The following is a 15544-nucleotide window of genomic DNA, read 5'->3' on the forward strand; positions in this document are numbered from 1 at the left end:
TGGCGGGTCGCCTCGCCCTCACCCATGAAGTGCATCACGCGGTCGGTGTCGAGATTGTCGAGCTCGAAGTAGAAATAGATTTCGCTGCGGCGCTCATGGATGTGCGGCGGCATGGTGTTCCACACACTGCCTTCCTTGAGCACGGTCAGCCCCATCACCAGCTGCGCGCTGTCGCACACGCCGGGGATCACCAGCTGATAGATCGACCGCTCGTTCGATTCGGCCAGGCTGCCGCGATCGAGCCGGTTGGCGTCGGCAATCCCGAGCTGGCGCGTCGTGAAGGCGCGGTGTGCGGGGCAGGAGACGAGGTAGAAGCGCGCCCCCGGACCCGAAAACTGAACGTCCGCTGCGCCCATCGTCACATACAGGCAATCCTTGTTGCCCAAAGTGAACGCCTGTCCATCGACGGTGACGACACCCTCGACCGACCCGACATTGACGATGCCAAGCTCACGCCGCTCGAGGAACGGGTGACCCGCCGCGGATGCCGGTTCGGTCTGGTCGGGCAGGCGGACCGGGTCCGCCGCCACCAGCACCCCGCCGATCACCATGCGATCGGCGTGGGTGTAGTTGAGGACGCACTCGCCCGCGCGGAACAGGTCGGTGATGAGGTAGCGGTCGCGCAGCTCATCGTTCGACACGCACTCCATCATGTCGGGATGGGTGGCATAATAGGTGCGGTCGAACATGGCCTCTCCGTTCAGAATGCGGACGCGGACGGGATCAGGCGAGTGCGGGCTGCGCGCTCACGCTCTTGAGATAGTCGGCGATCGCCGCGTCCTGGCAGTTCGGGTAGAACAGCTCGGCGAACTTCTCACCCGCGATCGCCTTTCGTAGCAGGTCCTGATCGACATTCTTCAGCGTCGTCAGCATGTCGTTGCAGCTGGCGGCCTTGAGGTCCTTGAGGATACCGCGGTTGGTGCGCATGATCTCGGCGCGCTCCTTGGGATAGCCCAGGCCGCGCTCGCCGTCGAACAGCTTGCGGTAGACGTCCTGCAGGTTGAGCTCGGCGGCCCAGCCAAAGCCCTTGGCATAGGGCATCGAGATCGCGTTGCCGTCATTGATCTGGCCGAACAGGAAGGCGTCGGTCGGATCGATCACCAGGCCGCAGAACACGCCCGGCATCGCGTTGCAGGCGAGCATCGAACCCATGCCGGTGCCGCATCCCGTGACGACGAAATCCGCCGCCTTCGAATTCAGCAGGATGCCGGCCAGCAGGCCGTTCATCACATAGGTCAGCGACGCGCTGTCCTCGGCCGAATACATGCCATAGTTGAACACCTGATGGCCCAGCGGCTCGGCCACGGCGGTCAGCGCGTCGTGGATGATGCCGTTCTTTGCCGCCTGGCTGTTCTCGGTAATCAGTGCGATCTTCATGCGACGAATCCTCTCCAAAATGGCGGCGGCGGGGTGGCGAAAAGCCGGGTCACGCGCGCCTTAGACGATAACGGATATGGCCGCTAGGTAACCGGTGTCAGATTGCGATGCAAGAACGTGATGCGAGTTGTGTTGCAACTTTCGTCGCTGAGCGCAGCTCAAGCGGAGCTGCCCGCGTCCAGCCGGTACGCCTTGCGCACCAGTGTCGAGGTCAGGTCGAACGCGAGTTCGGCGGCCTCCCAGTCCTGCATCCGCCCCTCGGCCACGAGGCGCGCGAGGAAGGCGCAATCGACGCGCCGCGCGACATCGTGCCGCGCCGGGATCGACAGGAACGCGCGCGTGTCGTCGTTGAACCCGACCGTGTTGTAGAAGCCTGCTGTCTCGGTCGTCATCTCGCGGAACCGGCGCATCCCCTCGGGGCTGTCGTGGAACCACCAGGCCGGGCCGAGGCGCAGGCATGGATAGTGACCGGCCAGCGGAGCGAGCTCGCGCGCATAGGTTGATTCATCCAGCGTGAAGAGGATGATCGTCAGGTCGCGCTCATTGCCGACCACATCGAGCATCGGCTTGAGCGCCGCGACGTAATCTGTGCGCATCGGGATGTCGGCGCCCTTGTCGCGGCCATGGCTGTGGAACAGCGCCGCATTGTGGTTGCGGCACGATCCGGGATGGATCTGCATCGTCATCCCGTCCGCGACGCTCATCTTCGCCATTTCGGTGAGCATCTGCGCGCGGAACAGCTCGGCATCGGCCGCGTCCCAGCTGCCACCGACGATGCGCGCGAACAGCGCTTCGCATTCGACCGTCGAGAGATTCGCGGTCTGTGCCGTCGCAAAGCCATGGTCGGTCGCGGTGGCGCCCGCCGCGCGGAAATCGGCGCGGCGCTTGCGATGCGCGGCGAGATAGCCCGACCAGCTATGGACATCCTCGCCGGTCAGATCGGCGAATGCCGTCATCGCGCCGGCAAAGGCTTCATGCTCGACATCGATCACCGAATCCGGGCGATAGGTGGTGACGACGCGGCCCTGCCAGCCCGACTGCCGGATCGCGGCATGGTGGTGGAGGGGATCATCCGCTCCCTCGGTCGTGGCAAGGAAGTCGATCCGGAACCGGTCGAACAGCGCGCGCGGGCGATAGGCCGGGGTCGCCAGCGCATCGGTGATGGTGTCGTAATAATGATCGGCGGTCTCGGCGCTCAGCAGTCGGTCGATCCCGAACACCTCGGCAAAGACATGGTCGAGCCACATGCGTGACGGCGTGCCGCGGAACAGATGATAGTTGCGGGCGAACAGCCGCCAGGCGCTGCGCGGATCTGTCGCGGGCACCACGCCATCGCGGCGCGGCACGCGCAGCGCGTCGAGCGCGATCCCCTGCGAATAGAGCATGCGGAAGACATAGTGATCGGGCGCGAGGAACAGCTCGGTCGCATTCTCCCACGCAGCATCGGTCGCGAACCAGGCCGGGTCGGTATGGCCGTGCGGGCTGACGATCGGCAGATCGGCGATTTGCGCGTACAACGCTCGGGCGATGCTGCGTGTGGCGGGATCGGCGGGAAACAGGCGGTCGGGGTCCAGAACCAGCGAATGCACGGCGCGTCCTCTCACTTCGTTGCTTCAACCGGTAACCGGTGTCAGGGTTCGGTTCAACCTCGTGTCGCCGGACCCGAAATTCACTCGGCCGGCGGGGCGACCGATGCGCGGCGGATCAGGGTCGAGACGAACAGCGATTCGGCGGCCTCCTCATCCTCATCCTCGGCGCTGCCAATCAGCTTGAGGCCGGCGGCGCGCGCCATGGTCGCGATCGGCCAGCGCACGGTGGTGAGCGGCGGCCACAGATAGGAGGCGATAGTGGTGTCGTCGAAGCCGACGATCGACAGGTCGCGCGGCACGTCCAGCCCGCGCTGGCGTGCGGTGTGAAGCACGCCGGCGGCCATCGCGTCGTTCGAGCAGAAGACCGCGGTCGGGCGCGGCGACAGGTCGAGCAACCGCTCGGCCGCGCGCATCCCCGATTCGAACGTATAATCGCCCTGCGCGATCAACGTCCGCTGGATCGGCAGATCGGCATCGTCGAACGCGGCCTCATAACCCTGGCTACGCTCGAACGCCGAGCGGAAGCCGTGCGGACCCTGAACCAGTCCGATCCGGCGATGACCCAGTTCGAACAGATGACCGACTGCGCCGCGCACCACTTCGCGATCGTTCGATGCGACCATATGCTGCGGATCGTCGAATTCAGCAGAACCCATGCGGACGTAGCGGGTGCCGATCTCCCTGCACAATTCGGCGAGCGAATCATTCTCGCTGATCGGCGGCAACAGCATCACGCCATAAGGCCGCTGACGTTCGAGGAAGCGGCGGATATCGGCGAGCATCGTCGGCGATCCGCGATCGACCGGGTGGACGATCAGTTCGAACTCGGTATCGCGCAGCACCTCGAGCAGTCCATGCTGCACGTTGAGCACCATGTGCGGATTGGGGTTGTCGTGAATCAGGCCGATCAGGAAATTGCGGCGCAGCGCCAGTGCGCGCGCTTGCGGGTTGGGGACATAGCCGATCTCGGCGATTACCTTTTCCACCCGCTCGCGCGTCTCCTCATTGAGCAGGGGAGAGCGGTTGATCACGCGGCTGACGGTCTTCTTGGAAACCCCGGCGAGCCGTGCGACATCGTTGATCGTCGCCTGAGCAGTCTTCTTCATGGCCCGTGCATAGCGCGCAACCGGAGGCTAGCCAATCGGCGCGGGTTCGCTGCACCGTCACGCGTGCAACGGGTGCGGGCGGGCCGTCCGGCAAAATTGTAATCCGTGCAACCGATGTCTTGCCAGTGACACCGGTTTCCACTAGCGATGCGGCCAAGAATAGATGTGAGGGGTGGATGAACGACCTGGATATCATTGCGGAGGCTTTTGTCACCGCGCGCCGCGATGCCCGCGGCCTGCCCGAATATCCCGGCACTGCGCCGACGACGCTGGCCGACGCCTATGCGATTCAGGATCGTGCGCTGGCGCTGGCTGGCGACGATGTCGCGGGGTGGAAGGTCGGCCGCATCAACCCGCCGCTCGACGGACAGCTCGGCACCAACCGGCTCGCCGGCCCGATCTTTGCGCCATTTGTGCGCAGCAATGACACCGCCCCGGCAATGCCGATCTTTGGCGACGGGTTCGGCGCGGCAGAGGCGGAGTTTCTGCTGCGCATCGGTGCCGCGCCCGATCCGGCCAAGACCAGCTATACGCTGGACGAGGCCGCGGACCTGATCGACGCGGTGCATGTCGGGCTGGAAATCGCCAGCTCGCCCTTTCCCGGCATCAACGCGCTCGGTCCGCTGGTGACGATTTCGGACTTTGGCAACAACCACGGGCTGGTCGTTGGCGACGCGATCCCCGACTGGCGCGAGTCGGGTTTCCTCGACTGGCCGGTGACGCTCAGCATCGACGGGGTCGAGATCGGGGCGGCGACCGCGCGCACCATGCTCGACGGCCCGGTCGGCGCGGCGCGCTTCCTGTTCGAAACGATGGCCGCGCGCGGCGTTGCGCTGCGGCCCGGCCAGTGGATTTCCTCGGGCGCGGTGACCGGCGTGCATGAGGTATCGCCGGGCGCCCAAGTTACTGCCACGTTCCGCGATATGCGGGTGAGCTGCACGATCGAGGCGGCCAGACCCGCAGCATAGGGAGAGAATGGATGAACGCGACGCAGGCCGACAGCGGGGGTGAACCGCCCCGCGCGGCGCCGGTGGTACGCACCGGACGCTACCGATGGATGATCATCGCGATCCTGTTTTTCGCGACGACGGTCAATTATATCGACCGCACGATGCTGGGCCTGCTTGCCCCCGATCTGGGCAAGGAGCTGGGCTGGAACGAAAATGACTATGGCAACATCGTCACCGCATTCCAGGCGGCCTATGCACTCGGCTTTCTGTTCATGGGCTGGCTGGTCGACCGGTTCGGACCGAAGATCGGCTATGCCATCGCCATCGGCGTGTGGACCGTGGGCCATGTCGCGCATGGCTTTGCCAGCACCGTCGCCTCGTTCATGGCGGCACGCGTGGTGCTCGGCGTCGGCGAAGCGGGGCATTTCCCCTCGGTCGTCCGCGCCAGCAGCGAGTGGTTCCCGCAAAAGGAACGCGCCTATGCGATCGGCTGGGTCAACTCCGCCACGACGATCGGCGTGATCCTCACTGCGCCGACGCTCTGGGTGTTCATGACCTGGCTCGGCCTCGATTGGCGCGAGACCTTCATCTATTCGGGCCTGTTCGGCGTCATCCTGCTGGTGCTGTGGCTCAAATTCTACAGCAACCCGCGCGAAAGTGGCCGGGTGAGCGAGGGCGAACTGGCATGGATCGAGCATGATCCGCCCGAGCAGATCGAGAAGATCGGCTGGGGCCGCGTCGTGCGCCTGCGTGAGGCATGGGCATTCGCGGTCGCCAAGTTCCTGACCGATCCGGTGTGGTTCCTGATGCTGTTCTGGCTGCCGAAATATTTCGCCAGCACCTATGATGTCGACCTCAAGGTCGTGCTGCTGCCGATGATCGTGATGTACCTGCTGTCGGACGTGGGCAGCATCGCGGGCGGATGGCTGTCGTCGAACCTGATCCACAAGGGGTGGACGCCAAACGCCGCGCGCAAGGTGACGATGATCATCGCCGGCTGCTGTGTCGTGCCGCTGCTGTTCGTGACACAGCTTGAGAATATGTGGCTCGCGGTCGCGCTGATCGGCCTTGCGCTGGCGGGGCATCAGGCCTTCTCGACGAACTTGCTGTCGCTGCCGCCGGACATGTTCCCGAAACGCGCGGTGGGATCGGTGATCGGCCTGGGCGGCTTCTGCGGTGGCGTCGGTGGCATGATCATGGCCAAGTCGACGGGGCTGGTGCTCGATGCGACGGACGGCAACTACACGCTGATCTTCGCGGCGTGCACGGTCGTCTACTTCCTGGCAGTCGGTGCGATCCACCTGCTGTCGCCGCGGCTGACGCGCGTTTCGGTCTGATCGTCTGGCCGGGTGGTGACATTTCGTGTCGCCACCCGGCGCTTTTGCGCAATGAAGCATTGATAACATTGCATCGCGGGCACGATCGCGGCATCACTGCTCTATGACCGCAACACTCAAACTCGACGCGTTTCTGCCCTATCGCCTCTCGGTCGCTTCCAACCGGGTCTCGGGAACGATCGCCGGTGCCTATCAGGCCCGCTTCGGTCTGCGCATCCCCGAATGGCGGCTGGTCACGGTGCTCGCCGAGTTCGGATCGATGAGCCAACAGGCGCTGTGCGGGCGGACGCAGATGGACAAGGTGACCGTCAGCCGCGCGGCGATCTCACTGCACGAGCGCGGGCTGGTGACGCGCACGCCCAATCCCGATGATCAGCGCTCGCACCTTCTCGACCTCAGCCCCGAAGGCTGGGCGCTGTATCGCCAGATTGCGCCCCAGGCGCTGGAGTTCGAACGCCGCATCTTCGCCAGCCTGAGCGACGACGAACAGGCGCAGTTGCGCAAGATGCTCGAACGGGTCGAATCCGCGGCGGCCGCGATCTCGCCGGGATTTTAATCCTGGGCTTGATCGGCGGGGGCATCCTCGCCTAATCGAGCCATCCCTCCCCAGGGCAGTCGATGTTGCTAGCCAGGAGGATTCCATGACCGCTTATCACACCCGCGCCGGGCTTTCGGTCGCTGCGCCGCTCGTCGCGTTTGTCGAGGAGCGGGTGCTGCCGCCGCTGGGCGTCGCTGCGGACCAGTGGTGGGCGGGCGCGGCCGATATCTTCGCCTGCTTTGCCCCGCGCAATCGCGACCTGCTGGCGGTGCGCGATGACCTGCAGGCACAGATCGATGCGTGGTGCGCGGCGGATCCGGTGCGCGCGACCGATCCTGCGGCGCAGGAGACGTTCCTGCGCGGCATCGGTTACCTGGTGCCGGAGCCGGGCGACTTCACCATCGGCACGCGCGATGTCGATGCCGAGATTGCGGCGATGGCCGGGCCGCAACTCGTGGTCCCCGCACTCAATGCCCGCTTCGTGCTCAACGCCGCCAATGCGCGCTGGGGCAGCCTGTACGACGCGCTGTACGGCACCGATGCGCTGCCCGGCGCTGCACAGCCGGGCGGCTATGATGCCGCACGTGGCGCGCAGGTGATCGCGGCGGCGAAGGCATTTCTGGACCAAGCGGTGCCGCTGAGCGGGCTGAGCTGGACAGAGTTCGCCGGTGGTGATCTGCCTCTCGCCGATCCCGGCCAATTCGTCGGTACGCGTGGCGAGTCGATGCTGTTCGCCCATAACGGCCTGCATATCGAGGTGGTGGTCGATCGCGCGCATCCGATCGGCGCGAGCGATCCGGCGGGCATCGCCGATGTGCTGCTCGAGGCGGCGCTCACCGCGATCGTCGATCTGGAGGATTCGATCGCGGCGGTGGATGCCGATGACAAGGTCGCTGCCTATGCCAACTGGCTCGGCCTGATGCGCGGCGACCTGACCGAGACGTTCGAGAAGGGCGGGCGGACGCTGACCCGCGACCTCGCCGCCGACCGCGTCTATCAGCGCCCGCACCAGAGCGACCTGACGCTGCCGGGCCGCAGCCTGTTGTTCGTGCGGAACGTCGGGCATCTGATGACCAACCCGGCGGTCCTGATCGACGGGGAAGAGGCGCCCGAAGGGATTCTCGACGCGATCGTCACCAGCACGATCGCACTGCACGACCTCAAAGGCCTTGGCCGCTTCCGCAACAGTCGGACCGGCAGCATCTATATCGTCAAGCCCAAGATGCACGGAGCGGACGAATGCGCCTTCACCAACGACCTGTTCGACGCGGTGGAGGATCTGCTGGGCCTCGCCCGCCACACGATCAAGGTCGGGGTGATGGACGAGGAGCGGCGGACCAGCGCCAACCTCGCCGCCTGCATCCATGCGGTGCGGGGGCGGATCGCCTTCATCAACACCGGATTCCTCGACCGCACGGGTGACGAGATTCACACATCGATGCGCGCCGGGCCGATGATCCCCAAGGCGGAGATGAAGGGCAGCGCGTGGATCAAGGCCTATGAGGACCGCAATGTCCGCATCGGCCTGAAGCACGGCCTCTCGGGCCGGGCGCAGATCGGCAAGGGCATGTGGGCCGCGCCCGACCGCATGGCCGACATGATGGAGCAGAAGATCGCCCATCCGCTGAGCGGCGCGAATACCGCCTGGGTGCCATCGCCGACTGCCGCGACGCTGCATGCGATGCACTACCACAAGGTGGATGTCTTCGCCCGACAGCGGGAGATTGCGGCGGAGGCGGTGCCTGCCTTGTGCGACCTGTTGACCATCCCCGTGGCCGCGGGGCGCAACTGGACGCCGGAAGAGGTCGCGCGCGAGCTCGACAATAATGCGCAGGGCATTCTCGGCTATGTCGTGCGCTGGATCGATCAGGGCGTCGGCTGTTCCAAGGTGCCCGATATTCACGATATCGGCCTGATGGAGGACCGCGCGACGCTGCGTATTTCGTCGCAGCATATCGCCAACTGGCTGCTGCACGGCGTCGCGACGGCGGCGGATGTCGATGCGGCGTTCGCGCGGATGGCGGCGAAGGTCGATGCGCAGAACGCCGACGACCCGCTGTATCGCCCGATGGCTGGCAACCCCGACAGCCTGGCGCTGCAGGCGGCGCGCGCGCTGGTGTTCGACGGTGTCGCGCAGCCCAGCGGCTATACCGAGCCGCTGCTGCACGCCTATCGTGCGCGGGTTAAGGCGCTGGACTGATGTGACATTGAACCTTCCGCCGGCTGGCACGTTGCGCTAGCGATCGGGTTACGTGCTGTCTGAATGTGGCGCGATCCCAGCGGGAGGCGGGACTATTTCGGGCGTGCGTCTGGTCTTTGTGTTGCTGGCAAGCGCTGCGTTCGTCCCGGGCGTGGCGCTTGCGCAGATCGATAGCGCCGCGGGCAAGCCCGGCCAGGGTGCGCCCGCGCGCGATCCCAAACCGCCCGAACAGACCGCCCCTGCGCCGGATGCCAAGCCGATCGTGTCGGACGATGAATTCTCCGCAGCGCTGCCGCAACTGTCCGACGATATGGATGCGCCGCTCGAGGAAATGACCCCGCCGGCCCCGCCGATCGCCCCGGTCGAGCCGATCGAGGACGCGCCGCCGCTCGACGAAGCTGGAGCCGAGGCGGAGATCGCTGCGCCGCTGCCGCCGCTTTCCGCGTTCGACATCACCCCGATTGCCGAACCGGTCGCCGTCAACGATGAAGCGGCGGTCGAAATCCGCTATGCCACCCGCGTCACCGGGCTGGAGGAGATCGGGCTGGAGGATCAGTTCCGGGACCTGTCGGCACTGGAGGATGGCGACGGCGTTGCTGCCAACGCCGCGATCATCGGCGCGCGGGCGCGCGAGGATGAAGGGCTGGCGGTGCGGCTGATGAAGTCGCTCGGCTATTATGACGCGACCGCCATCTCATCGATCGAGCAGACGCCGCAGGGCGACCGCCCGGTCACCGCGACGGTCGCGGCCGTGCCGGGGCCGCTCTACACATTCGGCGAAATCCGCGTCGAGGCCGACCCGACCGTGCCGCCTGCGCTGATCGCCGACAATCTGAAACTGCGCAGCGGCGAGCCGATCGACGCGGTGCGCGTGCAGGCAGCGGAAGCGGCGGTCAGCGTCGCGTTGCCGCAAAATGGCTATCCCTTTGCCGAGGTCGGCCAGCGCGACATCCTGCTCGATGAGACGACGCGCACCGGCGACTATACGCTGCCGGTGGCGATCGGTCCGCGCGCCCGCTTCGGCGGCATCCGGACCGAGGGCGACAGCGTATTGCCGCCCGACCATATCGGCGTGCTCACCCGCTTCAACCGCGCCGATCTGTATGACAGTCGCAAGGTCGACGATTTGCGCGACGCGCTGATCGCGACCAGCCTGTTCTCGACCGTGTCGGTCGAGCCGGTGAAGACCGGCCAGACCAACCCCGACGGGACCGAGGCGGTCGACCTGCTGGTGCGCCAGGCCAAGGGTCCGCCGCGCACGCTGGCAGGCGAGGTCGGATACAGCACCGGTCAGGGCTTCCGCGCCGAGGTCAGCTGGACCCACCGCAACCTGTTCCCGCCCGAAGGCGCGGTGATCGCGACGGGAATTCTCGGCACGCAGGAACAGGGCGCGTCGGCGACCTTCCGCCGCTCCAATGCCGGGCAGCGTGACCGCACCTTCCAGATCGTCGCCTCGGCGCTGCGTTCGAATGTCGAGGCGTTTACCGGTCTGACCGGCACATTGTCGGCGCGCGTCTCCTATGACTCGACCCCGATCTGGCAGAAGAAGCTGACCTATGCCTATGGCGTCGAACTGGTCGGGACGAGCGAGGACCGGTTCGACTTCACCCGCAACCTGCGCGAGCGTGGCGTCTATTTCATCGCCGCGGTGCCGCTGTTCGCGGGGTGGGACCAGTCGGACAATCTGCTCAACCCGACGCGCGGCTGGCGGCTCAAGCTGAACCTCAGCCCCGAAACATCGGTGCGTGGCACCGCGCGCCCCTATGCCCGCGCGCAAGTGGAGGGGACGATCTATCAGCCGGTGACCGACAGCATCGTGCTCGCCGGACGCGCGCGGTTCGGCACGATCCAGGGGATCGACCGCAACGACCTCGCCCCGTCGCGGCGTTACTATGCCGGCGGCGGCGGATCGGTGCGCGGGTTCGGTTATCAGGAGCTTGGGCCCCGCACGCCCGATGGCAAGCCGGTTGGCGGGCGGAGTTTCAACGAGTTCGCGGTCGAGGCGCGCTATCGCTTCGGCAATTTCGGGATCGTGCCCTTCCTCGACGCTGGGCAAGTCTATGAGGAATCGCTGCCGCAGCTCAGTCGCATCCGCTTCGGCGCGGGTATCGGCGGGCGCTTCTACACCAATTTCGGCCCGATGCGGCTCGACATCGCCACCCCGATCGCGCGCAAGCCGGGCGAGAGCAAGGTCGCGCTGTATATCTCGATCGGGCAGGCGTTCTGATGGCCGACGTGGCACCTGAGGCCGAGGTTGTCGTGGTCCAGCGGCCACTGTGGCAGCGCGTCGCGAAATGGACAGCGATCGGCCTCGCCAGCCTGATCGCGCTGCTGCTAGCCGCTGTCGCAATCCTCGACACAGGCGTCGGGCATCGCTTCGTCGCGGACCGGCTGGCGGGATACACGGCTGCGTCGGGCCTGAACATCAAGGTCGGGCGGATCGAAGGATCGATCTACGGCGCGATGGTGCTGCGCGACGTGCGCGTCAGCGATCCCAAGGGCGTGTTCGCGACCTCGCCGCGCATCGCGCTCGACTGGCGGCCCTTCGCCTTCCTCAACAACCATGTCGACATCCGTTCGGCGACCAGCCCGCTGGTGCGCGTGGCGCGGTTGCCCGAACTCAAGCCCGGTGCCGATCCGAACGCGCCGATGCTGCCCGATCTCGATATCGACATTGCGCGGTTGAACATCGACCGATTGGTGCTGGAAGCGCCGGTCGCCGGACAGCGCCACATCGCGACGCTGGCGGGCGAGGCGAAGATCGCCGACCGCCGCGCGCGGGTGATCGTCAATGGGCGCACGCTCGGGCGGACCGGTGGCGATGCGCTGGCGCTCGTGCTCGATGCGGTGCCGGACGACGACAAGCTCGACCTGCGCGCCGACCTCAATGCGCCGGTTGGCGGGCTGGTCGCGGGGCTGGCGGGACTCGAAGCACCGCTCGCCGTGCAGGTGCGCGGCGCGGGCAGTTGGTCCAACTGGCAGGGGCGGGCGATCGGTCGGCTTGGCACAGGCGAGCTTGCCGATCTGCGTATCGCCGCGCGCAACGGCAATGTTCAGGTTCGCGGCATGACCCAGCCCGGCCTGTATCTGAAAGGACCGGTCGAGCGGCTGAGCGCGGGCGGAATGCAGGTCGCGCTCGATGCCACGCTGGACCAGCGTCGCGCCGATACGCGGCTGCGGCTGCGCTCGCGGGCGATGGCGCTGATGACGATGGGCACTATCGATCTCGGGCAAAGCCGCTTCGACCAGTTCCGGGTCGAGGCGATGCTGCTCACCCCCGGTGCGATCGCGCCCAACCTCAATGGTCGCTCGGTCGCGGGTGAGGTTGCGCTCAACGGCCCGTTCGCGACACCGACGGTCGACTACAAGCTGAAGGCCGCCGCGCTCGGCTTTGGCGAGACGGTGGTCGAGCGGCTCTATGCCGAGGGGCTGGCGACGGTGAATGCCGACCGCATCCTGATCCCGGTCAAGGCACAGGCGGCGCGCATTTCCGGCCTCAATGCCGCGGCTGGCGGTCTGCTAACCAATGTCACGCTGGCGGGCGATCTGGCGATCACCGGCGACCAGATCCTGTCGGAGAATCTCCGCATCCGCTCCGACCGGATCGATGCGACCGCGATCCTCGCTGCCGACATGGGCACCGGGCGCTACACCGGCGCGCTCAAGGGGCGGGTGAATGACTATCAGATCGACGGCATCGGTATCGTCAATCTTGAGACCGACGCCGACCTCTATGCTGCGGCAGGCGGCGGCTGGGGCATCAAGGGGCGGATCGTCGGGCGCAGCACGCGCCTTTTCAACGATGGCGTGCGCAGCTTCCTCGGCGGAAATGCAGTTGCGCGCGTGTCGCTCGATTTCGGGCCGGACGGCATCATCCGCTTCAGCGACCTCAAGGTTGCAGCGCCGCTGTTCCGGGTGATCCGGGGATCGGGTCGCTATGATCCCGCCGGGCCGCTCAGCCTGACGGCCGATGCGTGGTCGAACGCCTATGGTCCGCTGTCCGCCCGCGTGACGGGCAGCCTCACCCGCCCGGTCGTGAACCTGCGCGCGCCGCGTCCGGGTGTCGGCGTCGGCCTTGCCAATCTCGAGGCGCGGATCGTCGGCGACAATGGCGCCTATGCCGTCGATGCCAAGGGGGACACGAGCTATGGTCCCTTTACCGCCGACGTGCTGGTGCGGACCGGCCAGCGGCTCGCGATCGACGTGCGCAGCGGGCGTTTTGCCGGTGCGGATTTCAAGGGCCAGCTGGTCCAGACTGCAGCCGGGCCGTTCGACGGCAATCTGAGCTTTGCCGGATCGGGCCTCGACGGATCGGTCGCGCTGTCGGCGGCGGGGCAGTACCAGCGGGCAGTGGTGCGCGCGACCGCGAACAACGCCAAGATCCCGGGCGACATGGAGCTGACGATCGGTCGCGCGATCATCAACGGCACCGCGATCCTCTATGACGACGCCCCCGCCATCACTGGCGAGGCGCAGGTCGCGAATCTTCGAAACGCGCAGGTCACGGTCACCCGCGCGCGGGCCAAGATCGATTATCGCGGCGGCAAGGGCAGCGCGCAGGCGCTGGTCGAAGGATCGACCGCCGTCCCGTTCCGCATCGCCGCCAATGCGCGGTTCGAGCCCAATCTGTGGCGCGTGGCGTTGGCCGGACGCGCGAACAATATCGGGTTCAAGACCGCGCAGCCGGCGCAGATCGCCGTTGCCGGATCGACCTATACGCTCGCGCCCGCGCGGATCGACTTCGATCAGGGCAGCATGCGCCTGTCGGGCAATTGGGGCGAGGGGCTGCGCATTCAGGCACGGCTCGACAAGCTCGACCTGTCGGTCGCCAACGCGCTGTCGCGCACGGCGGGGCTGGGCGGCACGGTGACCGGCGCACTTGATTTCAGCCAGGCCAGCGACGCAACCTTCCCGCAGGCGATTGCGCGGCTCAATGTCAGCAACTTTACCCGCTCCAGCCTGGGCGGGGTTTCGTCGCCGGTGGATATCAGCTTCGTCGGGCGCCTGCTGCCCGATGGCGGCGACGCGCGCGCGTTGATCAAGCGTGGATCGACCACGATCGGGCGGATGGTCGCCAGCCTGCAGCCGCTGGGACCCGGCGCGGGGAGCTGGACCACGCGCCTGCTCGCCGCGCCGCTGTCGGGCGGTATTCGCTATAACGGCCCGTCTTCGGTGCTGTTCTCGATGGCGGGCTTCCCCAATCAGAGCCTGTCGGGCCCGGTCGCGCTCGCCGCCGACTTCTCGGGCCAGGTGCGTGCGCCGCAGCTCGCCGGGCAGCTGCGCGGCGAAAAGCTGACCTATGAGAACGAAACCTGGGGCACGCGCCTGTCGCAGATGTCGGTGCAGGGGCGGTTCGACAGTGACTCGCTCGATATCGAACAGATCGAGGCGGTGGCGGGCAATGGCCGCCTGACCGCATCGGGCACGATCGGCCTGTCCGCCGAACAGGGCTTTCCGATCGACATCACCGCGCGCTTCCGCAACGCTCGCCTTGCGCGCAGCGCGTCGCTCGGAGCGACTGCGACCGGCCAGCTACGCATCACCAACGGCCTCGATGGCGGGTTGATCGAGGGGCGGATCATCATCCCCGAGGCGCGCTATCAGATCATCCGCCAGGGTGCCGCCGAGGTACCCGAACTGACTGGCGTCTATCGCAAGAGCGAGCTGACCGGGGATGGCAGGCGCCCGGTGCGCGCCAAGCCGGTCGGCATCTTCAAGCTCAATGTCAGCATCGTCGCCGACAACCGCCTGTTCGTGTCGGGCATGGGGCTGGAGTCCGAATGGAGCGCACGGATGCAGGTGACCGGCACCTCCGCATCGCCGATCGTCACCGGCGAGGCGCGCGTGGTGCGCGGTACCTACAGCTTCGCCAGCCGCCGGTTCGAACTGACGCGCGGGATCGTGAGTTTCGAGGGCGGGCCGCTCGCCGATCCGCAGATCAACATCGCCGCGAGCACGACGGCAGAGGGCGTCACCGCCAACATCAACATCACCGGCAGCGGCCAGGTGCCGCGCATCGCCTTCAACTCGACCCCCAGCCTGCCCCAGGACGAGGTGCTTTCGCGGCTGCTGTTCGGCAGCTCGGTCACCAATCTGTCCGCGACCGAGGCGATCCAGCTCGCCGCCGCGCTGAACTCGCTCCGCGCGACCGGCGGCGGCCTCAACCCGCTTGGCCAGCTGCGCTCGGCGGCGGGAATCGACCGGCTCCGCATCCTCGGTGAAGACGACACCACCGGGCGCGGCATGGCGCTGGCGGCCGGCCAGTACCTGACCGACGACATCTATGTGGAGATCATCACCGATGCCCGCGGCTTCACCGCGGTGCAGCTGGAGATCGCACTGACCCGCGCGCTCAGCCTGTTGTCACAGACGGGATCGTTCGGCGGGTCGCGGGCAGGGTTGAAATACTCGAAGGATTACTGAGCGACCAACGCCCCATTGCGCTCA

Annotated in this window: 10 protein-coding genes; 6 read left to right on the forward strand and 4 right to left on the reverse strand. The window is 66.8% G+C overall.

Annotation, left to right across the window (positions count from 1 at the left end; genetic code table 11):
• The 4 genes from kduI to AX681_RS11435 form a co-directional block, all read right to left on the reverse strand.
• Positions 1–689 (reverse strand): 5-dehydro-4-deoxy-D-glucuronate isomerase (gene kduI, locus AX681_RS11420; RefSeq protein ID WP_066682271.1); only part of this gene is annotated, 689 nt, incomplete at its 3' end.
• Between the two features lie 34 nt (positions 690–723).
• The gene (locus AX681_RS11425; RefSeq protein ID WP_066661080.1) at positions 724–1377 is read right to left on the reverse strand and encodes an RpiB/LacA/LacB family sugar-phosphate isomerase; all 654 of its coding nucleotides are present in this window, start codon (positions 1375–1377) and stop codon (positions 724–726) included.
• Positions 1378–1535: 158 nt separating this feature from the next.
• A complete protein-coding gene (gene uxaC / locus AX681_RS11430) occupies positions 1536–2966 on the reverse strand; it encodes a glucuronate isomerase (protein ID WP_066661081.1) in 1431 nt (476 codons plus the stop codon).
• An 80-nt stretch (positions 2967–3046) separates the two neighbouring features.
• Complete coding sequence (locus AX681_RS11435) at positions 3047–4072, reverse strand: LacI family DNA-binding transcriptional regulator (RefSeq protein ID WP_066661083.1); 1026 nt, start codon at positions 4070–4072, stop codon at positions 3047–3049.
• 176 nt (positions 4073–4248) lie between these two features.
• Between AX681_RS11435 and AX681_RS11440 the strand changes: the two genes are divergently transcribed.
• The 6 genes from AX681_RS11440 to AX681_RS11465 all read left to right on the forward strand — a co-directional run bounded on the left by AX681_RS11440 (position 4249) and on the right by AX681_RS11465 (position 15520).
• Positions 4249–5040: a 2-keto-4-pentenoate hydratase gene (locus tag AX681_RS11440; RefSeq protein WP_066661094.1), complete on the forward strand. Its 792-nt coding sequence runs from the start codon at positions 4249–4251 to the stop codon at positions 5038–5040.
• 11 nt (positions 5041–5051) lie between these two features.
• Complete coding sequence (locus AX681_RS11445) at positions 5052–6359, forward strand: MFS transporter (protein WP_066661097.1); 1308 nt, start codon at positions 5052–5054, stop codon at positions 6357–6359.
• A 103-nt stretch (positions 6360–6462) separates the two neighbouring features.
• Entirely contained in the window at positions 6463–6915 is a 453-nt protein-coding gene (locus AX681_RS11450; RefSeq protein ID WP_066661100.1) for a MarR family winged helix-turn-helix transcriptional regulator, read from the forward strand.
• An 85-nt stretch (positions 6916–7000) separates the two neighbouring features.
• The gene (locus AX681_RS11455) at positions 7001–9097 is read left to right on the forward strand and encodes a malate synthase G (RefSeq protein ID WP_066661101.1); all 2097 of its coding nucleotides are present in this window, start codon (positions 7001–7003) and stop codon (positions 9095–9097) included.
• 103 nt (positions 9098–9200) lie between these two features.
• Positions 9201–11324: an autotransporter assembly complex protein TamA gene (locus AX681_RS11460; protein ID WP_231733765.1), complete on the forward strand. Its 2124-nt coding sequence runs from the start codon at positions 9201–9203 to the stop codon at positions 11322–11324.
• Positions 11324–15520: a translocation/assembly module TamB domain-containing protein gene (locus AX681_RS11465; protein WP_066661103.1), complete on the forward strand. Its 4197-nt coding sequence runs from the start codon at positions 11324–11326 to the stop codon at positions 15518–15520. The genes AX681_RS11460 and AX681_RS11465 overlap by 1 nt, the downstream gene beginning before the upstream one ends.
• Positions 15521–15544: the final 24 nt, after the last annotated feature.

It is taken from the genome of Sphingomonas sp. CCH9-E2, from assembly GCF_001557215.1.
Classification (GTDB): Bacteria; Pseudomonadota; Alphaproteobacteria; order Sphingomonadales; family Sphingomonadaceae; genus Sphingomonas.

Excerpts from the sequence above, each read along its gene's own strand:
- AX681_RS11455 (WP_066661101.1), top strand. The coding sequence starts at position 7,001 with ATGACCGCTTATCACACCCGCGCCGGGCTTTCGGTCGCTGCGCCGCTC.
- AX681_RS11435 (WP_066661083.1), bottom strand. The coding sequence starts at position 4,072 with ATGAAGAAGACTGCTCAGGCGACGATCAACGATGTCGCACGGCTCGCC.
- AX681_RS11450 (WP_066661100.1), top strand. The coding sequence starts at position 6,463 with ATGACCGCAACACTCAAACTCGACGCGTTTCTGCCCTATCGCCTCTCG.
- AX681_RS11465 (WP_066661103.1), top strand. The coding sequence starts at position 11,324 with ATGGCCGACGTGGCACCTGAGGCCGAGGTTGTCGTGGTCCAGCGGCCA.
- AX681_RS11445 (WP_066661097.1), top strand. The coding sequence starts at position 5,052 with ATGAACGCGACGCAGGCCGACAGCGGGGGTGAACCGCCCCGCGCGGCG.
- AX681_RS11425 (WP_066661080.1), bottom strand. The coding sequence starts at position 1,377 with ATGAAGATCGCACTGATTACCGAGAACAGCCAGGCGGCAAAGAACGGC.
- AX681_RS11440 (WP_066661094.1), top strand. The coding sequence starts at position 4,249 with ATGAACGACCTGGATATCATTGCGGAGGCTTTTGTCACCGCGCGCCGC.